Below are 22,401 nucleotides of genomic sequence, written 5' to 3' on the forward strand. Positions count from 1 at the left end.
GTCGCGCGCGAGGCCCATCGCCCCCTTGGTGAATGTCACCAAAACCTGATATTCGAGACGCCATGAACAAGCCCGAGATTTTGCCGCAAGACGACGTCGCCGGCCCCGCGCCGCGGCACGAAACCACGCAGGTCATGGTCGGCAACGTCGCCGTCGGCGGCGGCGCGCCGATCGTCGTGCAGTCGATGACCAACACCGACACCGCCGATGTCGACGGCACCATCGCCCAGGTCGCCGCGCTCTCCCGCGCCGGCTCCGAGATGGTCCGCATCACCGTCGACCGCGAGGAAGCCGCCGCTGCCGTGCCGCACATCCGTGACGGCCTGCGCAAGCGCGGCATCACCACGCCCCTGATCGGCGACTTCCACTATATCGGCCACAAGCTGCTCGCCGGATATCCGGCCTGCGCCGAAGCGCTCGACAAGTACCGCATCAATCCCGGCAATGTCGGCTTCAAGAACAAGCGCGATACGCAGTTCGCCGACATCATCGAGATCGCCAACAAGAACAACAAGCCGGTGCGCATCGGCGCCAATTGGGGCTCGCTCGACCAGGAGCTGCTCACCAAGCTGATGGACGAGAACACGGCGTCTGCGAATCCGCGCGATGCCCGCGCCGTGACGCGCGAGGCGATGGTGCAGTCGGCGCTGCTGTCGGCGGCGCGCGCGCAAGAGCTCGGCATGCCGAAGAACCGGATCATCCTGTCGGCGAAGGTCTCCGCCGTGCAGGACCTGATCGCGGTCTATCAGGAAGTGGTGCGCCGCTCGGATTATGCGATCCATCTCGGCCTCACCGAGGCCGGCATGGGCTCGAAGGGCATCGTGGCCTCCTCGGCCGCGCTGGGCATCCTGCTGCAGCAGGGCATCGGCGACACCATCCGCATCTCGCTGACGCCGGAGCCCGGCGGCGATCGCACGCTGGAAGTGCAGGTCGCGCAGGAATTGCTGCAGACCATGGGCTTCCGTACCTTCGTGCCGCTGGTTGCGGCATGCCCGGGCTGCGGCCGCACGACCTCGACCACGTTCCAGGAGCTGGCGCGCTCGATCCAGGATTTCATCCGCGACGAGATGCCGGCCTGGAAGACCAAGTATCCGGGCGTCGAGCAGCTCAACGTCGCGGTGATGGGCTGCATCGTCAACGGCCCGGGCGAATCCAAGCATGCCAATATCGGCATCTCGCTGCCCGGTACCGGCGAAGCGCCGGCCGCGCCTGTCTTCGTCGACGGCAAGAAGTTCCGCACCCTGCGCGGTCCGGGCATCGCCGCCGACTTCAAGGCATTGGTGATCGACTATATCGACCAGCGCTACGGCAACGGCGCCAAGCTGCCGGAGCAGGCCGGCGCCGCGGAGTAGTTTCACTCCGCGCGTGACCCACACTCAACCGTCGTCCCTGCCTAGTGCGCAATTGCGCACGGGAGCAGGGACCCATAACCACAGGATGTGGTTGTGGCGCGAGATGCGGGTTACCAGCCTCCGCAAAACGCGACCCTGTGGTTATGGGTCCCGGATCTGCGCTCCGCTTCGCTGCGCTTGTCCGGGACGACAGATATGTTTGGGGCGCAGATTGCGCTTCCGTCGATGCTCGCTACGATGCTCCCAATCAAGAATGATTGGGAGAACGCCCATGAGCTCGCTGTCCGGCAAGCAGGGTCCGCGCTACCGCCACCTCGCCGACCAATCCGAGCCCTATGAGACCATCGGCGTCGAGAAGCTGACGCCGATCATCGGCGCGGAGATCTCCGGCGTCGATATCGGCAAGCTCGTTGGCGACGATGCGCGCTCCAACCGCCAGATGGACGAGATCCATCGCGCGCTCGCCGAAAACCTCGTCATCTTCTTCCGCGACCAGCACATCAGCCCCGACCAGCATCTCGCCTTTGGCCGCAAGTTCGGCGAGCTGCATGTGCATCCGGCCGCGCCCAACGAGGGCGATCCGGCGCTGATGAAGATCTATGCCGACAAGGATTCGCCACGCGCGAATGGCGAGGGCTGGCACACCGACGTGTCCTGCGATCTCGAGCCGCCGATGGGTTCGATCCTCTACATCAAGCAGTGCCCGCCGCGCGGCGGCGACACCCTGTTCGCCAACATGTACGCCGCCTATGAGGCGCTGTCGGACCGCATGAAGGCCTATCTCGACGGGCTGACCGCGCTGCATGACGGCGAACAGACCTATCGTGGCCTGTATGCCAACTACGGCGTCGCCGACAAACGGGAATATCCCCGCGCCGAGCATCCGGTGGTCCGCACCCATCCGGTGACCGGCAAGAAGTCGCTCTATGTCAATCGCGGCTTCACCCGCTTCATCGTCGGCATCCCGCGCGACGAGAGCGACGCGATGCTGGCCTATCTCTACCAGCACGCCGAGAACCCGCTGTTCCAGTGCCGCTTCCGCTGGACCGAGAACGCGATCGCGTTCTGGGACAACCGCTGCGCCCAGCATCGCGCGATGTGGGATTACTGGCCGCACACCCGCTCCGGCACCCGCGTCACCGTGAAGGGAGAGCGGCCGGTGTGAGGAATTGCGTGGTGCGTAGGACGGGTAGAGCCAACGGGTCCGCGCAACGCGCGGCCCGATGATAAACTCCGCGAAACCCATCGTCTCATCGTGCGGCTCAAAAAGTTGATGGGTATCGCTGCGCTCCACCCATCCTACGAACTACGAACTGAAAAAATGCCATCGGGAGACCGCCCATGCTTCGCGCCGAGGACAACAAATTCCTCACCGAATCCGGTGAGGGGACCGGCATGGGCGAATTGCTGCGGCGGTTCTGGATTCCGGTGCTGCTGTCGGAGGAGTTGCCGGAGCCGGACAGCGATCCGAAGAAGATCGTCGTGATGGGCGAGGAGCTGCTCGCCTTCCGCGACACGAGAGGCGTGGTCGGCGTCATCGACCAGTACTGCCCGCATCGCGGCGCCAATCTCTGGCTCGGCCGCAACGAGGAATGCGGCATCCGCTGCGTCTATCACGGCTGGAAGTTCGACACCGACGGCCGCTGCGTCGACATGCCGACCTCGTATCCCGACCTCAACGCAAAGGACCTGATCCGGATCAAGTCCTATCCGGTGCGTGAATGGGGCGACATGATCTGGGCCTATATGGGCCCGGCCGATCAGATGCCCGAGCTGCCGGCGCTGGAGATGGCGCTGCTGCCGGCCTCGCACCGCTTCGTCACCAAGAAGTGGCAGGACTGCAACTGGGTGCAGGCGGTGGAAGGCTCGATCGACACCGCGCATTTCACCTTCGCACACCTCTCCTTCGAGAAGGAGGAGAACGAGATCCTCGACATCAAGAAGCATTTCGTGAACCCGCTGACGCGGGTCGCGACCGATCACATGCGCTGGATCGCCGAGGATCCGCGCCCCGTCATCAAGATCAATCCGCATGAGGCCGGCCTCACGGTGGCGGGCGGACGGCTCACCGGCAGCGACAACATCTACTGGCGCATCGCCCAGTTCCTGATGCCGTTCCACAGCTACGCGCCGAGCTCGATGCCGGGCGAGAACATGTTCGGCCAGACCTTCGTGCCGGTCACCGACACCAATTGCTGGATTTACACCTATGCGTGGAATCCCCATCGGCCGCTGACCGATGCCGAGCGCGAAGGCTACGCCAACGGCAACGGCGTGATGGCTGTCGTCGACGAGAACTACGTGCCGCTGCGCAACAAGGCCAACGACTATCTGATCGACCGCAAGCTGCAGCGGACCAAAAGCTACACCGGCATCAAGGGCGTCTCCGAGCAGGACGCCGCGGTGCAGGACAGCCAGGGCCCGATCGCCGACCGTACCCGCGAGCATCTCGGCCCGACCGATCTCGGCATCATGCATTTCCGCAAGCTGGTCATGGAGGCGGCCCGCGCGCTGCAAAAGGGCGAGGCGCCGCCGCATGCTCAGCATCAGGACCGCTACACCGTGCGCTCCGGCGCCTGCGTCACCAGCAAGACCAAGGACCTCACCGCCGTCATGATCGAGCGGTTCGGCGACCCCGCCGGCTTCGTCGGCGGTCCCGGCCAGAACGCCGCGGCGGAATGATATCCACTGTCGTCCCGGCGAAGGCCGGGACCCATAACCACAGGGTTGCGTTGTTGAAGCGCGGCGTGGCTCCAGCCCGCAAACCAATTGGTACTTGTGGTAATGGGTCCCGGCCTTCGCCGGGACGACGGGTGGAGATACCGCGCGCTACAACGGAATCCTGCGATACTCGCGGTTCGACAGGCTCGCCTCCTCCAGATCCAGGTCGCGCTCGATCCGCCGCCTGGTCTCGTCGGTGATCTTGCCGTCGCGCAGCAGCATATGGATGAACTTGCGCTCGGAGGCGATCAGCTCCCGCGTCAGCTCGGTGCCGGTGGCGGAGACGTCGTGCGTGTCGGGATTGAGCGAGTCGGGCAGCTGGTTGATCCGGATCTCGTGCCGCGAGCGCAAGAGCTTGATGACCTCGTCGGAAAGCTCGCGGTCGTCGGTGATGGCATCGAGCGACTTCAGCGCGGCGTTCAGCGCCTCGCGCCGCGCCGCGATCTCCTGCTCGTGCTCGGCGATGTGCTCGCTGCGTCCGTCCCTGGCGAGGCCGAGCCAGCGCACCACCGGCGGCAGAGTGAGGCCGAGCCCGACCAGCGTCACGAAGATCACACCGAAGGCGACGAACAGGATCAGGTCGCGATACGGGAAGGCGTCTCCGCTCGGCAGCGTCAATGGCAGCGCCAGCGCCGCGGCGAGCGAGACCGCGCCGCGCACGCCGGTGAAGGCGACCACGAACACCGCCCGCCACGACGGCAGCGGATCGCGCTCGCTCACGCGTCGGCTGATCCAGCGCGGCAGATAGGTGCCGGGAAACACCCAGACGAAGCGCGCCACGATCACGATGACGGCGACCAGCACGGTCGCGGTGAGGATGTCGTGCAGCGGGAACGACTTCGACTTCTCGTACAGCGAACGCATCTGGAAGCCGGTCAAGAGGAACAGCAGGCCCTCGATCAGATAGATGATCAGGTCCCAGAAGAAGATGCCCTGCAGGCGCGTCGCGGCCGAGATCAGCAGCGGCCCGTTCCAGCTCATGTAGAGGCCGCAGGCGACGGTCGCGATCACGCCGCTGCCGCCGAAATGCTCCGGGATCCAGTAGGCGAGGTAGGGCGTGATCAGCGACAGCGTGATCTCGACCTGCGGATCCCTGGCGCGGCGGCGGGCGCGCAGGCTGAGCCAGCCGACCGCGGTGCCGAACGCGATCTCGCCGGCGACGATGACGAGGAAAGTGCCGGTCGCCTTCGGCAGCGAGAACAGCCCGGTGGTGATCGCGGCGAGCGCGAAGCGGTAGAGAATCAGCGCGGTCGCGTCATTGGCGAGCCCTTCGCCCTCGAGCACCACCAGGATGCGGCGGGGCATGCCGAGCCTGCGGGCGATCGCCAGCGGCGCGACCACGTCGGGCGGCGCGACGATGGCGCCGAGCAGGAAGCCGATGCTCCAGGGCAGGCCGATCAGATAATGGGTCGCGGCCGCGACCATGAAGGCGGTGAAGATCACGCAGCCGACCGACAGCAGGATGATCGGCCGTAGATTGGCCTTGAACTCGCGCCAGCTCATCGCGACGCTCGCCGAATAGATCAGCGGCGGCAGCACCACCAGCAGCACCAGCTCGGGCGGTAGTTCCAGCGACGGCATGCCCGGCACGAAGGCGAGCACGATGCCGACCAGCAGCAGCAGGATCGCGGGCGCGATATCGGTCCGCCGCGCCACCAGGGCGGTTCCCGCCAGCACGCCGAGCAAAGTGAGAAAAATCTGAAACTTGGCTTCCATAACGGGCTCAATTCGCCCGGAAACCAGCGCCAGTCAATGCGGTCCGGCCGGAGCCGGACCGCAGGGGGCGCGTCACAAAGCCGTCGCGGGCGCGCCGCGCCCGGTCGATCAATCCCTGAGGTCGTAGCGGTACGACTTCGAGACGATCTGCCAGCCGTCGGCGAGCTTCATCGCCACCAGATAGTCGGTGAAATAGCGCGGCGGCAGCTGGCAGCGCACCTTGATGAAGGCGGTGTTGTCGTCGGAGCGGTCGATGGTGACGATAAAATCCTCGCGCGGCTTGCCTTCGGCCTTCGCCGAGGTGCGCTTGCGCACCAAGGCAAGCCAGTCCGGCACGGTCAGGACCTTCAGCTCGCCCTTCTCCACCCAGCGCAAATCGGCGCTCGGATGAAAAGCCTCGGCGAGCTTGTCGGCATTGCTCTCGTAGAGACCGTCGAAATAGGTTTGCACGACGCTTTCGACGCTGGATCGATCTTGGCTCATTGGTTGGTCCTCCCGGCAGGATTGGATCGGCTGGAGCGTTTTCGAGCGAAGCGGGTGCCGGTTCGCGTGGAGAAAACGCGTCAGGCTCGAATCTAGAGCCCCCGTTCCGATTCAATCGGAACGGAAAGGGCTCCAGGATTTAGCCATGAACCGCTAGATTGCGCCATGGCCGGCGACAAAATTCTGCGTGAGGGACGAGTTGTGACCGCATCTGCAAATTCGAACGAACATATCCTGACCGGCGAATGCTTCTGCCGCGACGTGCGCTACGAGGTGGCCGACGCGTTTGCCTATGCGCTCAATTGTCACTGCTCGAACTGCCGGCGCACCACGGGATCGGCGTTCAAGCCGTTCGCGGGAATCGCGCGCGACAAATTCACCGTGGTCGGCGGCGCTGACGGGCTCCTGATCTATGGCGATGAGCGCACCCACGACGCGCATTGCGGCCGCTGCGGCTCGCTGCTCTATTCGCTGGTCCGTGACGGCGCCTATGTCCATGTTGCGATGGGCACGCTGCGCGATGCGCCGGCGATCCGGCCGACCGCCCATATCTTCGTCGGCTCCAAGGCGCCGTGGTACGCGATATCGGACGATCTGCCGCAATATCAGGAGCACGTGACGCAAGGCGGGGAATAAATTCGCACGACGTCATCGGCGTGCTGCTTGTAGCCCTTGCCGACCGCCCTGCGCACGGCATCTCATCATGCCGCGCAGCTAGATTGCGCTCGCGGCGATGTTCACCATCAGGGCGAGCAGCGCGGTGTTGAACACGAACGAGATGATGCCGTGCACGGTCGCGGTGCGGCGGATGATCTTGTCGGTGATGCCGACGTCTGAGACCTGCGCGGTCATGCCGATCACGAACGAGAAGTAGACGAAGTCCCAGTAATCGGCGTCGGCATGTTCGTCGCCGCTCGGAAACTGCAGGCCGCCGGGCGTCTTGCCGCGGTAATACTCATGGGCGTAGTGCAGCGCGAACGCGGTGTGCACCACGGCCCATGACAGCGTGATGGTGACGATTGCCAGCGCCAGTCCGGCCGGGCTGCCCTTCGATGCGCCGAGCTCGAACACGATGGCGGCGAGGCTCGCCAGCGCGCCGAACGCGGTCAGCAGCAGGATCAGGAAACGGCCGTCGTCCTGCAGGATGGCGCTTCGCTTGATATGGGCGACGCCACAGCGCAGCATCATCACATAGGCCAGCACGAGATACAGCGCGGCGAAGGCATCCCAGCCCGCGAGCAGGCGCGTGACGATGCGCGCTGCTCCCGGCACCAGCAGCGCAGCCAGGATGCCGAAAGCGATCGAGCCGAAGGTGCGCGGCCGGCCCACGACGACGCGGACCGGCAGCGGCAGCTTGCGGAAGCGAACAAGGCGGTCGTCGATCTCCTTGTTCATTTCGCGCGTTGCTCTCGGCTAGTTCTTGCGCTCGGCGACGAAGCGGGCGGCCGCCCGCAGCACCTCGCCGCGGTCGCCGAATACCGACAGCGCGGCGTCGGCACGCGCCAGGAGGTCGCGCACGCGTTGCTTGGCGCCATCGATGCCGAGCTGGGTGACGAACGTGGTCTTGCCGAGCGCGGCGTCAGCGCCGGCCGGCTTGCCGAGCGCGGCGGCGTCGCCCTCGACGTCGAGCAGATCGTCGGCGATCTGGAAGGCTTCACCGAGCGCTTTGCCGTAATCGTCGAGCGCCTGGTACTCCTTTTGCGAGGACTGGCCGAGGATCGCGCCGGCGATGCAGCCGAAACGGAGCAGCGCGCCGGTCTTCATCTGCTGCAGGCGCGCGACGTCGACCGGCTCGCGGTCGCCGAAGCGGCCTTCGCCGGCAAGGTCGAGGATCTGGCCGCCGGCCATGCCGCCGACGCCGGAGGCGCGCGCCAGCGCGCGGGTCAGGAGCAGGCGGACCTGGGCGTCCTTGTGGATCGCATCGCGGGTGATGATGTCGAAGGCGATGGTGAGCAGCGCGTCGCCGGCGAGGATCGCGGTGGCGTCGTCATAGGCCTTGTGCAGGGTCGGGCGGCCGCGGCGCAGATCGGAATTGTCCATCGCCGGCAGATCGTCGTGGATCAGCGAGTAGCAGTGGATGCATTCCAGCGCGGCGCCGACCAGCAGCGCGGATTCGCGTGGGATGCCGAACACCGCCGCGCTCTCGACCGCGAGGAACGGCCGCAGCCGCTTGCCGCCGCCGAGGCTCGAATAGCGCATGGCCTCGATCAGCCGCTTCGGGCGCACGATTTCGTCGCTTTCGGTCGCGTCGGACAGCAGTTTGGCGAGCAGGGCTTCGGTATCCTCCGCGGTCTGGTCCAGCCGCTTGGAAAACTCTGCAGTACCGGTCGTCATTAAGAATTGCTCCAGATCGATTTTCGGCCGGACAATCGTTGATGGCATCGGCTTCGTCAATTCCCGCCCTGCGACGGAATGCGCCTTAAAAGTGCTGGAAAAACCGTGAATTATCCCGCAGACGTCGACGGCGCCGGCCGTGTTCTGGCGGGCGGGTCCCAAATCCTTCCTGGAATGGTCCTCCCCGGAAACCCTGCTTTGCGCATCGTCCGAATTTTGTTGCTGCTTTTGCTGGCCCTGCTGTTGCTGCCGTATCTGGTGGCGCCGTTCTACCGTACCGGCCATCCGGTTTCGGCGCTGATGGCCTGGCGGACCCTGCGCGGGGCCCCGGTGACGCGGCATTGGATCGATTTCGGCGCGATGTCGCCCTATCTGGCGCGGTCCGTGGTCGGCTCGGAGGATGCCCATTTCTGCAAGCATCGGGGCATCGACTGGGGCGCGCTGCGCGAGGTGCTCGACGACGCCGAGGATGGCGAGGTGGCCCGCGGCGGCTCGACCATCACCCAGCAGGTCGCCAAGAACCTGTTCCTGTGGTCCGGCCGCAGCGTGATCCGCAAGGGGCTGGAACTGCCGCTGGCGCTCTGGATCGATCTCGTGTTGCCCAAGCAGCGGATCCTGGAAATCTACCTCAATATCGCGGAAATGGGCCCGTCCGGCCAGTTCGGCGCCGAAGCCGGCGCCCAATATGCCTTCGGCCGGTCCGCCGCGGGGCTGTCAGCCCGCGAGGCCGCGCTTTTGGCGGCGATCCTGCCGAATCCGGTCAAGAGGAGCGCCCGGAACCCGGGCCCGGGGGTCCGCAGGCTGTCCGCCACCTATATGGTCCGGGCCAACTCCGTGACGCGCTGCTGGCGCGAAAATCGCGGCTCCTGAGGCCGATTTCGGGCGCTTTTTGCTGTCTCCGGCCCTAGCTTTACGCAGTGCCTTCCTCTATAAGCGCGGCCTTACCGGCATCGCAGCTTGCGCTTCGAAGCGCTGAGCCGTCCGCATTTCGGACGATGCCTCCGCAACACCCCTAGAGGACACCGTCATGGCCGTTCCCAGAAGAAAAACCTCGCCGTCGCGCCGTGGCATGCGCCGTTCGGCCGATGCGATCAAGACCCCGACCTATGTCGAGGACAAGGACTCCGGCGAACTGCGCCGTCCGCACCACCTCGACCTGAAGACCGGCATGTACAAGGGCCGTCAGGTCCTGAAGGCCAAGAAAGAGTCCTGATCGGACATTCGGTCCACGCGCCGCAGCCATGCGGCGCGGCGCCTGAATTCGGTCAACGAGTGCGGCCAAGACGGGCGCGTCCGCGGCGAGGCCAATGAGCGTCGCCGCATTGCTGGTTCTCCCTGAATAAGGCGCAAGCCCCGATGGTCGGTTTTCCGCTGCTGCTCGTTCCGCTCGCGGTCTACAACATCATCGCTTTCCTGATGCCCGGCGTGTCGTTCACGGACCCGCTGATCAGGCTGACATTGCTGTCGGGCGAGCAGTGGCAGATCACGCTCAGCGACATGCTGCTCGCCGCCGCCGTACTGCTGTTGCTGCTCGAGGTCATCAAGGGCGCGCGCCCCGGCGCGAAATATCTCACCGACCATCTGCTGTCGCTGATCGTGTTCGGCGCCGCCGCTGCCGAATTCGTGCTCTGGCCGAAATTCGGCAACTCGACCTATGGCCTGCTCACGCTGCTGGCGCTGGTCGATTTCATTTCCGGAATTGCGCTGCGCACCCGCCGCCGTGCGGTGGTCGCACCGGCGCCCAGCGCCGGCAGGGCGCACCCTGCGGCAGCTGAGGCATCGCAACCTGCACCCGTAGCGGAGCCGGCACCCCGGCCTGAGCCCGCGCCTGTCGCCGCGCCGGCGCCTGCCGCGCCGCCACCGGCCGCACCGGTCCCCTCGGCGACGTCGGTTGCGGAATCCGTGCTACTCGATCAGTCCGCGCCAAAGCCGACGGTGACCTCGCCGGATTTGCAGCCGGGCGGCCATCCGCCGTCGGACGCGCCGCAGCGCTGATATTTTCCTAGATGATCTGCCGGGTCCGCCGCGCCACGCTGCGGCGTTCGTCGACATGCGGGCCGTAAGCGCTCTGCGCGTCGGCCAATGACCCACGCCCCTGCCCGCGCGTCTGCGGTTCGTGTGCGGCGGTCGCGATCAGATGAGCCACAAACGACGGATCGGCATGCGGCAGCGGGATCTTGGGCGCCCAATGGGTGGTCGCGGCCAGCGGCACCAGCGCCGTGCTGGCCGCCGCAGCATCGCCGGTGCACTCGCCGTCGAGGATTTCCGATTGATCGATATCCGGCATCGTCTGCGACCCGTTGGAGCGTCATAGTTTGGGACGTTGCGGCCCTCCGCAACACCCCTGTGGCAAGGGTCATGCCCGCCGTCCCCAGTTCGTTCCCGGACAGTCGAAAACGTGGTTTCCAGATTATTTATCAACTTCACCTAGCGTTGGATTCGCCGGAACCACTATCTTGAGAGCGTGTAGAATCACCGGGCGCCGTCCCAAATCGAGACATGTTCGATGCCCCCTGTCCCGCCAGCTGCCAGCATCCTCGCCTCGCTCGGCCAAGCGACATTCGCCTGGGACCTCGCGAGCGATGCGATCGCCTGGAGCGACAATGTGGCGGCGGTCTTCCCGGATATCCCGGTCGCGGCGCTGGCGAGCGGCGCCGAGCTTGCAAAGCTGATCGAGCCATCGCGCTCGGTGCGATCCGATGCGCTCGGCGCGCCGGCGCCGGTACGCGGCGGGGAGGGCGTTCCCTACCGGATCGAATATGGCGTGCGGGCCGTCACCTCGGCGCCGGTGATCTGGATCGAGGAGACCGGCTGCTGGTTTGCCGGCGCCGACGGCAGGCCGGCGCGCGTGCAGGGCGTCGTCCGCATCAACAATGAGCGGCATGCCCGCGACGAGCAGCTGCTGAAGCTGTCGCGGCACGACCCGCTGACCAATGAGCTCAACCGCACCCATCTGATCGCCTCGCTCGCCGAGACGATGGAGGAGTGCGCGCGCTTCCGCTCCTCCTGCGCCTTCATGCTGATCGGCATCGATCACCTCGCGCGCGTCAACGATGCCTTTGGCTTCGATGTCGCCGACGCCGTCATCGCCGAGGTCGCGAAGCGGATTCGTGCGCGGCTGCGCAGCGGCGACATGCTCGGCCGCTTCTCCGGCAACAAGTTCGGCCTGATCCTGCGCAACTGCACCGTCGACGATACCAATGTCGCGGCCGAGCGCTTCCTCGCCGCGGTTCGCGACGAGGTGGTGCCGACCAAGTCCGGCCCGGTATCGGTGACGGTCTCGATCGGCGCCGTCACCATTCCCCGCCATGCGCGGTCGGCGGAGGAGGCGGTCAATCGCGCCCAGGAGACGCTGGACGCGGCCAAGAGCCGCCGCGCCGGATCGTTCGCGCTGTGGAAGCCGAATGTCGAGCGCGACGCCCAGCGCCGCGTCAACATCCGCGTCACCGACGAGATCGTCACCGCGCTGAACGAGCGCCGCATCGTGATCGGCTTCGAGCCCGTGGTCGATGCGCGCCTGCGGCAGCCCGCGTTCTACGAGTGCCTGGTCCGGATGGAGCAGGACGACGGCCGCGCGCTGCTCGCGCCCGATATCGTGCCGGTCGCCGAGCGGCTCGGCCTGATCCGGCTGGTCGATCACCGTGTGCTGGAGCTCGCCATCGCCGAGCTCGCTGCCGCTCCCGGCGTACAGCTCAGCCTCAACATCTCGCCCGACACCACGATGGATCCGGACTGGTGGGCCACCATCGAATCCCTGATGCGCGCGCATCCCGGCGTCGGCGAGCGGCTGATCGTCGAGATCACCGAGACGGTGGCGATCCAGGATATCGACGACGTGCGCGGCTTTGTCACGCGCCTGAAGAACTTCGGCAGCCGGATCGCGATCGACGATTTCGGCGCCGGCTACACCTCGTTCCGCAACTTGCGCAAGCTCGGCGTCGACATCGTGAAGATCGACGGCGCCTTCGTGCAGAACATCGTGCGTTCGGCCGACGACCGCGCTTTCGTGCAAACGCTGATCGATCTCGCCCGCCGCCTCGAGATCAAGACGGTCGCCGAATGGGTGCAGGACGAGGAAGCCGCCGTGATGCTGCGCGAATGGGGCTGCGACTTCATCCAGGGCCGCCTGATCGGCCTCGCCTCGCCGGACCGCCCGTGGAACGCGTCGGCGGAGAAGCCCGTGCCCGCCACGGGCTGATCTGTTCGCCAAATCAACGGTGTCGTCCCGGCGAAAGCCGGGACCCATACGCCGCAGCCTCTCGATGAAGCGATCTGGCAGACGTTTGCTTCAAACAACCGACATTTGTGGTTATGGGCCCCGGCTTTCGCCGGGGCGACGTTGGGTGAGGTGCGCGGCGCAAAGCCATGCTCGTCCTTCTTCGGCTGACCGCCACGCTTCAGGCCTTTTCTTCAGCTCTCGCCGCCGGCGAAGATGTCCTTGCGGATCACTGCATGGACGCCCCAATTGCCGTCGACCACCTGGGTGACGCCGAAGTCGACGCCGAGCGAGATCAGCGAGATGGCCTCGTCCTCGGTCAGCTTCTTCGTCGTCATCAGGAATTTGCGCATCTTGCGGAAGGCGTCGCGCAGAGCGAGGTCGACCGACGACTTCTTGTAGATCTCGGTCTGCGCGCTGGAGCCGAGCTCGTTGAGATAGTTGGCATAGCTGAAGCCGTGCACCAGCCATTCGTCCTGGGTCTCCAGCATCGGGTAGTCGAGCGCTTCCAGCGCGGTGCCGGCGAGGTCGGCCTTCTTGTGCAGGATGATCTGGAAGGTGCCGTTGAGCGAGCATTCGATCGCGGTGCCGCACAGTTCGGAATCGCCCTGCGAAGCATGGGAGTCGCCGACAGAGAGCAGCCCGCCCTCGACCGCCACCGGGTAATACATCGTGGCGCCCTTGCCGATACGCCAATTGTCGATGTTGCCGCCGGTGTAGCTCGGCGGGATCGAATCGACGAACTCGGCCTCCTTCGGCGCGAGCCCGATCACGCCGAAATGCGGACGCACCGGGATGCGCACGTTCTTCAGGATGCCGTGGTTCTCCTTGACGGTCGAATGATCGACCGGGACGCCGGGATAATCGATCGTCTTGTGCACCACGCCGGACGGATCGGTCTGCGGCGTCCAGGTGAAATTGTAGACGGCGCGCGCCCAGTTGCGCTCGCCGGTCGCGTCGACCTCGTAGATGGTGACCACCTCGCGCGGCTTCGGCTCGGTGAGCAGATCCTTGTAATGGAAGCCCCACGATGCCGCGGCGTTGCTGCCGAACGCCTTGCCGGAAAATTTCGGGTTGGCGCAGGGCCGCGGCGCGACGTCGATGATGCGCAGCTCGAGCACGTCGCCTTCCTCGGCGCCGCGCACGAACACCGGCCCGGTGCAGATATGCACCCCGAGGCCTTCGCCGGCGCCGCGTCCGAACAGCGAGGCATCCATCGGGCCGGCGCCGCGCCGGTTCACGCCCTTCTTCTCCTTGGTCCAGAGATAGACGCTCTCGACGCCGGGATCGCCCTTGACCATGCGCTCGGCATCGTCATTGGCGTGATGCGTCAGCGCCTCGATGGTGATGAAGTCGCCGGAATTGATCTCGACGCGCGGCTTCAGCGATTTGCTGAAATAGCCCCAATGCACGGTGTCGGCATTCGCTGGCAAATGGTGATAGGCGCGCTGCGCCGGCTGATGCTTCTCGGCGGCGGCCGCCATTTTCGGCGTCACCAGCGAGATGCCGCCGGCGGTCATTGCCGCGGCGCCGCCCGCCGCCGCGAAGCTTGAGCGCAGGAACGAACGGCGTTCGCGGTCGAGCGTCTCCTTGAACTGGCGATGATGCAATTCGAAGTCCGGGCAGTTCTTGTCGTCACCTGCGCACATCTTGAGCTCCTCCTTGGATCGAAAGTGCGCATGAGAGTGCATGGTGCCGCGCCGCTCCGACATGACCGGGCGCGCCCAATAATTTGTCGGCGCGCTTGCTGTCGTCGCGGCGCAAAGGCCTGTGCAACAGCGTGCAAGGCATCTGCGGCGGCCGTCTTCGCATCGCGGCATGGCCGGAGCGGTCAAGAATTTGGGCGCATTCGATCAAGTTGCACTGCGTTCGCCGCTGATAGCGCTGCCACGCGAAAGCGGCCGCTTCCGCGCGTTGCACGCAGGCTGGGCAACATGTGCCGTCGCAACACGCTTGCCGCCTGCCTGCAATCGGTGCAGGCTGCGTTCACGGCTCTGTGAGTGGAACGCTGCGGTGCTGCGGCCTGGAGGGGTGATGGTCGCGACGACCTATCGGGTTTCGGTCGATGCGATCCCGCGGCAAAACCGGCGGGAGGTCTGGCGCGAGGCGCTGGCCGGTTTGCAGCTCGATTGCGAATTGCCGGAGGCCGGCCAATTCCAGTTCGGCGAATTGACCGCGAAGCGCTCGACCAGCGGCGGCCAGCTCGCGCTGCTGCGTTCCACCGAGCAGCAGATCGTCTGCAGCGGTCATGCGGCCTCGCCGGGAATGCCGGCGCGGGTCGCCATCATCTTCCACGGATACGGCCGCGGCAGCATCACGTCCGGCCAACGCAGCTGCGAGTTTGCCGACAACGACGTCTCGGTGTGTGACCTGCAATCGCCGTGGCGGATGACCTTGCGCGAGGATTTCGAGATCCTGTTGCTCGAACTGCCACGTGAGCGGCTGCTCGGCCGGCTCGGGCATAATCGCTTGCGTTTGCCGGCCGTGCTCGGCGCGACGATCGCCGCTGCGTCCGTGCGTCCGGTGATGCGGACCCTGGGCGGCAATTTCGCGATCCTGGACAAGGCCGATCTCGTCACCGCCGAGGTCGCGGTCACCGAACTCGTCGCCGGCGCGCTGCTCGGCGAGACGCGGCTCGATGCAGAAGCGATGACGCAGGTCCAGGCCGGCCATCTGCGCCGGGTCGATGCCGCGATCGAGGCCCAGCTCGGCAATGCCGGCCTGACCATCGCCGACATCGCGCGGCAGGAAGGGCTGTCGCAACGCTATCTGCAACGGCTGTTCGAACGGCAGAACACGACGTTCTCGGCCTATGTGCGTGAGCGGCGGCTGGAACGCTGCTGCAATGATCTGATCGATCCGAACTATGCTGACCAGCGCATCGCCGAAATCAGCTACCGCTGGGGCTTCACCGATCAGGCGCATTTCAGCCGGATGTTCAGCGCGACCTACGGCACCTCGCCGCGCGACTTCCGCAAGGCGGTGCCTCGTGATGTGGAGGGCGAGCGCACGCGCGGCCGGCCGCGGCTGGCGCGTGGCACCGCAACGGTGCTGCGGCTCGCGCCAAATCTCGCGTCAAGCCCGGTTGCGCGCGAGACGGTTGCGCCGCTGGAGCCGATCGTACCGGTTGAACCGGCGGGGGCTGTGCCGGAAGGGCGGGGCGCCTCGCATCACCATCTCAAGGTGTCCAGGGAGACCGCGCATTGGGGCTATCTCAGCCGCGCCATCCCGCCCGTCATGAGCGTGCAGTCGGGCGCGGTGGTGACGATCGAGACGCTGACCCAGCATGCCTTCGATGATTACGAGCGCATGATCAAGGGTGATCCCGGCGCGGAGAGCGTGTTTCGCTGGACCGCCGAGGGCAAGTCGGTCGAACGGCGCGGCGCCGGTCCGATGGACGGTTCGATCTTCGGCCGCGGCGCCGGCGAAGGGTTCGGCGTGCACATCTGCACCGGGCCGATCTATGTCTGCGGTGCGGAGCCGGGCGATGTACTCGAGGTGCAGATCCTCGACATCTGGCCGCGGCCATCAGCCAATCCGGCCTACGCCGGCAAGTCGTTCGGCAGCAATGCCGCGGCCTGGTGGGGCTTTCAGTACAACGATCTGATCGATCCGCCGGCCAAGCGCGAGACCATCACGATCTTCGAGACCGATGCGCAGGCCGAGTGGGCCCACGCCGTCTATTCCTACCGCTGGACGCCGCAGACCGATCCGTTCGGCGTGCGCCACGAGACGATGGATTATCCCGGTGTGCCGGTCGATCACGCCACCGTCGAGAAACAGCCCGGCGTGCTCGCCGGCGTACGGATTCCGGCGCGGCTGCATTTCGGCTTTATGGCGGTGGCGCCGCGCGAATCCGACATCATCGATTCGATTCCGCCCGGCTATTTCGGCGGCAATGTCGACAATTGGCGCGCTACTAAGGGCACCACGCTCTATCTGCCGGTCGCAGTATCAGGCGCGCTGTTCTCGATCGGCGATCCGCATTTCGCGCAAGGCGATGGCGAGGTCAACGGCACCGCGCTCGAGCTTTCGCTCACCGGCCAGTTTCGCTTCATCCTGCACAAGAGCGGCAGGGCGACCAAGCCGCATGTCGAAGGGCTGGCGCATCCGCTTTTGGAAACGCCGGAGGAGTGGATCCTGCATGGCTTCAGCTACGGCAATTATCTGCGCGAGCTCGGGCGCAACGCGCAGTCGGAGATCTACCAGCGCTCGTCGGTCGATCTGGCGCTGCGCAATGCGTTCCGGGCGACGCGCAAATTCCTGATGGAGTGCTACTGTCTCAGCGAGGACGAGGCGCTGGCGCTGATCTCGCTCGGCGTCGATTTCGGCGTCACGCAGGTTGCCGACGGCAATTGGGGCGTGCACGCGATCGTCCGCAAGAGCATGCTTCCCGGGGCAAGCGGCGCCTGACGCCGGCAGAGTTGCCGCCGTCAGGATTGCGCGAAACGATAGCGGCCGGTGCGTCCGGCCGATCGGCGATAAGGACCTACTCGTCCTTCTTCGTCGGCTGCGACATGCGCTCGAGGCGTTCCTGCATGTCCTTCATCTGGCGGCGAAGATCGTCGATGTTGCCGTCATCGGGCGTGGGCTCCGGCGCCTTGTCGGCCTCGCCGCCACCGCGTTGCGGCACGAACGGCTTGAACATCGAGAAGGTCTGCTGGAACAGCTCCATGTTGCGGCGGACCTGTTCTTCCAGCGGCGCAAACGGTGTGCCGCTCAGCGCGCCCGCGATCTGCTTGCGGAATTTTTCCTGTTCCTTGGTCAGCGTCTCGATCGACTGTTCGAGATACTTCGGCACCACCATCTGCATGCTGTCGCCGTAGAAGCGGATCAGCTGGCGCAGGAAAGTGGTCGGCAGCAGGTTCTGCCCGGCCTTGTTTTCCTGTTCGAAGATGATTTGCGCGAGCACGGAGCGGGTGATGTCGTCGCCGGTCTTGGCGTCATAGACGAGGAAATCCTCGCCTTCCTTCACCATCGCCGCGAGATCCTCGAGCGTGACATAGGTGCTCGTCCCGGTATTATAGAGCCGCCGGTTCGCGTATTTCTTGATCGTGGTCGGTTGTTCAGATTTTGCCATGGGCTCTCACTTCAACACCGAAGAACCTGGAACCCCACGGCATCGCCGCAGGGCAAAATGCAACGCATCGCAGCAAAGGTAAGCATTTTCAAAGCGGTTCGGCTACAGTTTTGTGCTGTGCGGTTAATTCCAAAGCATAGGATTTGCTCAGGAAAGTGCCAAGGGCGTCATTTTGAGTGCGTCGCGGCGCGATTTGCCCGACAGTGCGATTGACATGTCTCAACGAGGTTTACAGGATAGCCGTCAAGAGACAGGCCCGCCAAATCGGCCGCCCGCCGTCGAGAAACCCAGCTACAACCCATAGGAGATGTCCATGTCAGACGATGTCGTCATCGTCAGCGCCGCCCGCACCCCCGTCGGTAGCTTCAACGGCGCTTTCGCCACCACGCCGGCCCATGACCTCGGGGCCATCGCCATCAAGGCGGCGCTGGAGCGTGCCGGCGTCGAGGGCGGTCAGGTCTCCGAAGTCATCATGGGCCAGATCCTCACCGCCGCGCAGGGCCAGAACCCGGCCCGCCAGGCCTCGATCGCGGCCGGCATCCCGGTGGAAAGCCCGGCCTGGGGCGTCAACCAGCTCTGCGGCTCGGGCCTGCGCACCGTGGCGCTCGGCTACCAGGCGCTGCTCAACGGTGATTCCTCGATCGTCGTCGCGGGTGGCCAGGAATCCATGAGCATGGCCCCGCACGCGCAATATCTGCGTGGCGGCGTCAAGATGGGCGGCCTCGAGCTGATCGACACCATGATCAAGGACGGGCTGTGGGATGCCTTCAACGGCTACCACATGGGCAACACCGCCGAGAACGTCGCCAAGCAGTACCAGATCACCCGGTCGCAGCAGGACGAGTTCGCGGTCGGTTCGCAGAACAAGGCCGAGGCGGCGCAGAAGGCCGGCAAGTTCAAGGACGAGATCGTCCCGGTCACCATCAAGTCCCGCAAGGGCGATATCGTGGTCGACGCCGACGAGTATCCGCGCCATGGCGCCACGCTCGACGCGATGGCCAAGCTCCGCGCGGCCTTCGAGAAGGACGGTACCGTGACCGCCGGCAACGCCTCGGGCATCAATGACGGCGCCGCCGCCGTCGTGCTGATGACCGCCAAGGAAGCCGCCAAGCAGGGCAAGAAGGTGCTGGCCCGCATCGTGTCGTGGGGCCAGGCCGGCGTCGACCCCAAGATCATGGGCACCGGCCCGATCCCCGCTTCGCGCGCCGCGCTGAAGAAGGCCGGCTGGAACATCGCCGACCTCGACCTGATCGAGGCCAACGAGGCGTTCGCCGCGCAGGCCTGCGCGGTGAACAAGGACCTCGGCTGGGATCCGGCCAAAGTCAACGTCAATGGCGGCGCGATCGCGATCGGCCATCCGGTCGGCGCGTCGGGTGCGCGCGTGCTGGTGACGCTGCTGCACGAGATGCAGAAGCGCGATGCCAAGAAGGGCCTCGCGACGCTGTGCATCGGCGGCGGCATGGGCATCGCTATGTGCGTTGCACGCGACTGAACAAAAGGCAGCGAGGCCGGTTAGGTGATGAAAAGATCATCTGTCAACCGCGAAGCGAGCTGATAAATAAGATGCCCGGCTTTGCGCCGGGCATTTTTGTTTCGAGGGGTTGTGAGTGCGTAGGCCGGAGTTATCCGGTTATAAAAGACGGCCAAGGAGGAAACGGACATGGCACGTGTTGCATTGGTGACGGGCGGAACGCGCGGTATTGGAGCTGCGATCAGCAAGGCGCTGAAAGCGGCGGGCTACAATGTGGCGGCAAGCTACGCCGGCAATGACGCCGCGGCGGAGAAGTTCAAGGCGGAGAGCGGGATTCCGGTCTACAAGTGGGACGTCGCTTCGTTTGACGCCTGCGCGGCCGGCGTCAAGCAGGTCGAGGCCGATCTCGGCCCGGTCGACGTGCTCGTCAACAATGCCGGCATCACCAAGGATACCGCGTTCCACAAGATGACGGTCGAGCAGTGGAATGCCGTGATCAACACCAACCTCGGCTCGCTGTTCAACATGACGCGCCAGGTGATCGAGGGCATGCGCGCCCGCAAGTTCGGCCGCGTCATCTCGATCTCCTCCATCAACGGCCAGAAGGGCCAGTTCGGCCAGGTCAACTACTCGGCGGCCAAGGCCGGCGACATCGGCTTCACCAAGGCGCTGGCGCTGGAGAACGCCAAGGGCGGCATCACCGTCAACGTGATCTGCCCCGGCTATATCAATACCGAGATGGTGCAGGCGGTGCCGAAGGACGTGCTCGAGAAGAACGTGATCCCGCAGATTCCGGTCGCCCGGCTCGGCGAACCCGAGGAGATCGCGCGGGCCGTGGTCTTCCTCGCCGCCGACGATGCCGGCTTCATCACCGGCTCGACGCTGACCGTCAACGGCGGCCAGTATCACGCCTGACGCGAGCAGCGTCGCCGCGTCGCAGGCGCGCACAATCAAGTAGCGAATGCCCGGCCTTGTGCCGGGCATTTTCGTCTTTACAACGCAACACACGCGAAGGAAGACGTGGCCGGCCGGGACATCGGCGAGCGGCTGCAGACCGCCATCCTTTGGACAGTCATGCCCGGCCACGACGGATTGAATTGAGATGACGACCCGAACTGCCACCCTTGTCGGACTGACCGCCATCCTGATGTGGTCGCTGCTGTCGGTCATGACGGTCGCGACCGGGGCTATCCCGGCGTTCCAGCTCGCGGCCATGACCTTTGCGATCGGCGCCGCGTTCGCGTTCGCGAGCTTCCTGTTGCGTCCGTCAGCCTTCGGCGCGTTGAAGCAGCCGCTTGTCGCCTGGGTCGTCGGCGTCGGCGGGCTGTTCGGCTATCACGCGCTGTATTTCCTGGCGCTGCGCTTCGCCCCGCCGGCTGAGGCCGGCCTGCTCAATTATCTCTGGCCGCTATTGATCGTGCTGTTCTCGTCGCTGCTGCCGGGCGAGCGGCTTGCGGTGCATCACATCGTCGGCGCGCTGCTCGGGCTCGCCGGCACCGTGCTGCTGTTCGCCGGCAACACCGGCGCCTTCACAAAAGAGCAGATTCCAGGCTTCGCGGCCGCCTTTGTCGCGGCGTTCGTCTGGGCGTCCTATTCGGTGATGTCGCGCCGGCTCAAGGCGGTGCCGACCGATGCGGTGGCAGGCTTCTGCCTCGCGACCGCCGTGCTTGCGGCGCTCGTGCACATGATGGTGGAGACGACGGTGTGGCCCGCGACGCCGCTGCAATGGCTCGCCGTCGTCGCGCTCGGCATCGGTCCGGTGGGGGCCGCGTTCTTCGCCTGGGATATCGGCATGAAGCGCGGCGACATCCGCGTGCTCGGTGCCGCCTCCTATGCGACGCCGCTGCTCTCGACCGCGTTCCTGATCGCAGCGGGCTTCGCCAAGCCCAGCGCCAATATTGCCATCGCCGCGATCCTGATCGCCGGCGGCGGGTTGATCGCGGCAAAGGATATGGTGCTGAGAAAAAGAACGTAGGATGGGTAGAGCGCAGCGAAACCCATCATCTTGCCGCCGGGACAGGAGTTGATGGGTTTCGCTGCGCTCTACCCATCCTACGAAGAAGGTTGTTGCTACTGCTTCACCGTCACCCTGAGAGCCTGACTGAAAAATGGGTGAGTGATCTCAGTGGGGTGTGATTCCATCGGATTTGCAAAGATTCGAGGGAGAGCACGATGCCCTGGACCAAGATCACTCGGGAGCAATATCGGCGGGACGATCTGCGTTATGCAAGCGATATGACCGATGCGGAGTGGGCGCTGATCAGACGCCTGTTGCCGCGAGCGAACCGGCGCGGCCGGCCGCGTAAGACGGAGCTGCGTCGTGTGATCGAAGCGATCCTCTATATCGTTTCGACCGGCTGCCAGTGGCGGGCGTTGCCGCAGGAGTTCCCGCCCTATTCGACGGTGCAGGGCTATTTTTATAGATGGCGGGATACAGGCCGGTGGCAGAGGATTGTCAGCGTGCTTGTCCGACGGGCGCGAAAAAAGCTTGGACGGACACCGAAGCCGACGGCAGCCGTGATCGACAGTCAAAGTGCGCCAACCACGCAAGCTGGCGGACCGCGCGGCTACGATGCAGGCAAGCGCATCTACGGCCGCAAGCGGCACATTGTGACGGATACCAATGGCCTCCTCCTCGGGGTTCATGTTCATCCCGCCAACGTTCAGGACTGCCATGGCGCCGTACCGCTGCTGAAGAACGTGCGGATGAACTTCCCCCGGCTGCGCCACGTCTTTGCCGACCGGGTCTACCGCGGAAATCAACTCCTCGACGCGCTCTCAGACTGCGGTCCATGGACTGTCGAGATCGTCGAGCGGCCTCAAGGCGTCAAAGGCTTCCAGCTTCTGCCGAGGCGGTGGGTGGTTGAACGCACATTCGCTTGGTTCGGCAGATGCCGCCGCCTCGCCAAGGACTTCGAGGCGACGGTGGCAACCGAAGCTGCCTGGCTGCTGATTGCACACATCAGGCTCCTGACCCGCAGACTCGCGGCTGCAGCTAAGGTTGGGTGATTTATGAGTCAGACTCTGA

General features: G+C 65.4%; 20 protein-coding genes. 13 read left to right on the forward strand and 7 right to left on the reverse strand.

What is annotated here, in order from left to right:
* Positions 1 to 62: 62 nt before the first annotated feature.
* The 3 genes from ispG (at position 63) to ACVIHF_RS36655 (ending at position 4,034) form a co-directional block, all read left to right on the forward strand.
* Positions 63 to 1,352 carry a flavodoxin-dependent (E)-4-hydroxy-3-methylbut-2-enyl-diphosphate synthase gene (ispG, locus tag ACVIHF_RS36645; protein ID WP_456793424.1) on the forward strand — a complete coding sequence of 430 codons (1,290 nt, stop codon included), beginning with the start codon at positions 63 to 65 and terminating at the stop codon, positions 1,350 to 1,352.
* A 271-nt stretch (positions 1,353 to 1,623) separates the two neighbouring features.
* On the forward strand, positions 1,624 to 2,517 hold the full coding sequence (locus ACVIHF_RS36650) for a TauD/TfdA dioxygenase family protein (protein WP_028343560.1): 894 nt from the start codon (positions 1,624 to 1,626) through the stop codon (positions 2,515 to 2,517).
* A 176-nt stretch (positions 2,518 to 2,693) separates the two neighbouring features.
* Entirely contained in the window at positions 2,694 to 4,034 is a 1,341-nt protein-coding gene (locus ACVIHF_RS36655; protein WP_172646347.1) for a Rieske 2Fe-2S domain-containing protein, read from the forward strand.
* 147 nt (positions 4,035 to 4,181) lie between these two features.
* Here the strand turns inward: ACVIHF_RS36655 and ACVIHF_RS36660 are convergent, their stop codons facing one another.
* Together ACVIHF_RS36660 and ACVIHF_RS36665 are read right to left on the reverse strand one after the other, a co-directional pair.
* Positions 4,182 to 5,789 carry a Na+/H+ antiporter gene (locus tag ACVIHF_RS36660; protein WP_456793425.1) on the reverse strand — a complete coding sequence of 536 codons (1,608 nt, stop codon included), beginning with the start codon at positions 5,787 to 5,789 and terminating at the stop codon, positions 4,182 to 4,184.
* Between the two features lie 108 nt (positions 5,790 to 5,897).
* On the reverse strand, positions 5,898 to 6,272 hold the full coding sequence (locus ACVIHF_RS36665) for a nuclear transport factor 2 family protein (protein WP_016847513.1): 375 nt from the start codon (positions 6,270 to 6,272) through the stop codon (positions 5,898 to 5,900).
* A gap of 201 nt (positions 6,273 to 6,473) precedes the next feature.
* Between ACVIHF_RS36665 and ACVIHF_RS36670 the strand changes: the two genes are divergently transcribed.
* The gene (locus ACVIHF_RS36670) at positions 6,474 to 6,908 is read left to right on the forward strand and encodes a GFA family protein (RefSeq protein ID WP_310883107.1); all 435 of its coding nucleotides are present in this window, start codon (positions 6,474 to 6,476) and stop codon (positions 6,906 to 6,908) included.
* A gap of 78 nt (positions 6,909 to 6,986) precedes the next feature.
* Here the strand turns inward: ACVIHF_RS36670 and ACVIHF_RS36675 are convergent, their stop codons facing one another.
* On the reverse strand, positions 6,987 to 7,667 hold the full coding sequence (locus tag ACVIHF_RS36675; RefSeq protein WP_168859166.1) for a DUF1345 domain-containing protein: 681 nt from the start codon (positions 7,665 to 7,667) through the stop codon (positions 6,987 to 6,989).
* A gap of 18 nt (positions 7,668 to 7,685) precedes the next feature.
* Positions 7,686 to 8,606 (reverse strand): polyprenyl synthetase family protein, encoded by a 921-nt coding sequence (locus ACVIHF_RS36680; protein WP_057015582.1) that lies wholly within the window; start codon positions 8,604 to 8,606, stop codon positions 7,686 to 7,688.
* 198 nt (positions 8,607 to 8,804) lie between these two features.
* Here ACVIHF_RS36680 and mtgA point away from each other — a divergent pair, with 198 nt between their 5' ends.
* From mtgA to ACVIHF_RS36695, 3 genes are all read left to right on the forward strand, one after another.
* Positions 8,805 to 9,476 carry a monofunctional biosynthetic peptidoglycan transglycosylase gene (gene mtgA, locus ACVIHF_RS36685; protein ID WP_229162861.1) on the forward strand — a complete coding sequence of 224 codons (672 nt, stop codon included), beginning with the start codon at positions 8,805 to 8,807 and terminating at the stop codon, positions 9,474 to 9,476.
* A gap of 157 nt (positions 9,477 to 9,633) precedes the next feature.
* Positions 9,634 to 9,819: a 50S ribosomal protein L32 gene (rpmF, locus tag ACVIHF_RS36690; RefSeq protein ID WP_021077536.1), complete on the forward strand. Its 186-nt coding sequence runs from the start codon at positions 9,634 to 9,636 to the stop codon at positions 9,817 to 9,819.
* A 143-nt stretch (positions 9,820 to 9,962) separates the two neighbouring features.
* Complete coding sequence (locus ACVIHF_RS36695) at positions 9,963 to 10,601, forward strand: hypothetical protein (protein ID WP_456793426.1); 639 nt, start codon at positions 9,963 to 9,965, stop codon at positions 10,599 to 10,601.
* 7 nt (positions 10,602 to 10,608) lie between these two features.
* On the opposite strand, the gene ACVIHF_RS36700 is transcribed toward ACVIHF_RS36695, so the two are convergent.
* Positions 10,609 to 10,893: a hypothetical protein gene (locus ACVIHF_RS36700; RefSeq protein WP_456793427.1), complete on the reverse strand. Its 285-nt coding sequence runs from the start codon at positions 10,891 to 10,893 to the stop codon at positions 10,609 to 10,611.
* A 219-nt stretch (positions 10,894 to 11,112) separates the two neighbouring features.
* Here ACVIHF_RS36700 and ACVIHF_RS36705 point away from each other — a divergent pair, with 219 nt between their 5' ends.
* Complete coding sequence (locus ACVIHF_RS36705) at positions 11,113 to 12,804, forward strand: putative bifunctional diguanylate cyclase/phosphodiesterase (protein ID WP_456793428.1); 1,692 nt, start codon at positions 11,113 to 11,115, stop codon at positions 12,802 to 12,804.
* Positions 12,805 to 13,016: 212 nt separating this feature from the next.
* Here ACVIHF_RS36705 and ACVIHF_RS36710 read toward each other — a convergent pair whose 3' ends face one another.
* Positions 13,017 to 14,471 carry an acetamidase/formamidase family protein gene (locus ACVIHF_RS36710; RefSeq protein ID WP_456793429.1) on the reverse strand — a complete coding sequence of 485 codons (1,455 nt, stop codon included), beginning with the start codon at positions 14,469 to 14,471 and terminating at the stop codon, positions 13,017 to 13,019.
* 385 nt (positions 14,472 to 14,856) lie between these two features.
* Here ACVIHF_RS36710 and ACVIHF_RS36715 point away from each other — a divergent pair, with 385 nt between their 5' ends.
* Complete coding sequence (locus tag ACVIHF_RS36715; RefSeq protein WP_253606020.1) at positions 14,857 to 17,235, forward strand: acetamidase/formamidase family protein; 2,379 nt, start codon at positions 14,857 to 14,859, stop codon at positions 17,233 to 17,235.
* Between the two features lie 76 nt (positions 17,236 to 17,311).
* Here the strand turns inward: ACVIHF_RS36715 and phaR are convergent, their stop codons facing one another.
* Positions 17,312 to 17,902, reverse strand: a complete 591-nt coding sequence (gene phaR / locus ACVIHF_RS36720) for a polyhydroxyalkanoate synthesis repressor PhaR (RefSeq protein WP_057015574.1) — start codon at positions 17,900 to 17,902, stop codon at positions 17,312 to 17,314.
* Positions 17,903 to 18,215: 313 nt separating this feature from the next.
* Here phaR and ACVIHF_RS36725 point away from each other — a divergent pair, with 313 nt between their 5' ends.
* The 4 genes from ACVIHF_RS36725 to ACVIHF_RS36740 all read left to right on the forward strand — a co-directional run bounded on the left by ACVIHF_RS36725 (position 18,216) and on the right by ACVIHF_RS36740 (position 22,382).
* Positions 18,216 to 19,394 carry an acetyl-CoA C-acetyltransferase gene (locus ACVIHF_RS36725; RefSeq protein ID WP_016841132.1) on the forward strand — a complete coding sequence of 393 codons (1,179 nt, stop codon included), beginning with the start codon at positions 18,216 to 18,218 and terminating at the stop codon, positions 19,392 to 19,394.
* 168 nt (positions 19,395 to 19,562) lie between these two features.
* Positions 19,563 to 20,288, forward strand: coding sequence for an acetoacetyl-CoA reductase (gene phbB, locus ACVIHF_RS36730; RefSeq protein ID WP_092083092.1), 726 nt, complete (start codon positions 19,563 to 19,565; stop codon positions 20,286 to 20,288).
* 187 nt (positions 20,289 to 20,475) lie between these two features.
* Complete coding sequence (yddG, locus tag ACVIHF_RS36735; protein WP_456778079.1) at positions 20,476 to 21,348, forward strand: aromatic amino acid exporter YddG; 873 nt, start codon at positions 20,476 to 20,478, stop codon at positions 21,346 to 21,348.
* A 197-nt stretch (positions 21,349 to 21,545) separates the two neighbouring features.
* Positions 21,546 to 22,382 (forward strand): IS5 family transposase, encoded by an 837-nt coding sequence (locus ACVIHF_RS36740; protein ID WP_253608194.1) that lies wholly within the window; start codon positions 21,546 to 21,548, stop codon positions 22,380 to 22,382.
* Positions 22,383 to 22,401 lie beyond the last annotated feature (19 nt).

This window comes from Bradyrhizobium sp. USDA 4506, assembly GCF_054058795.1.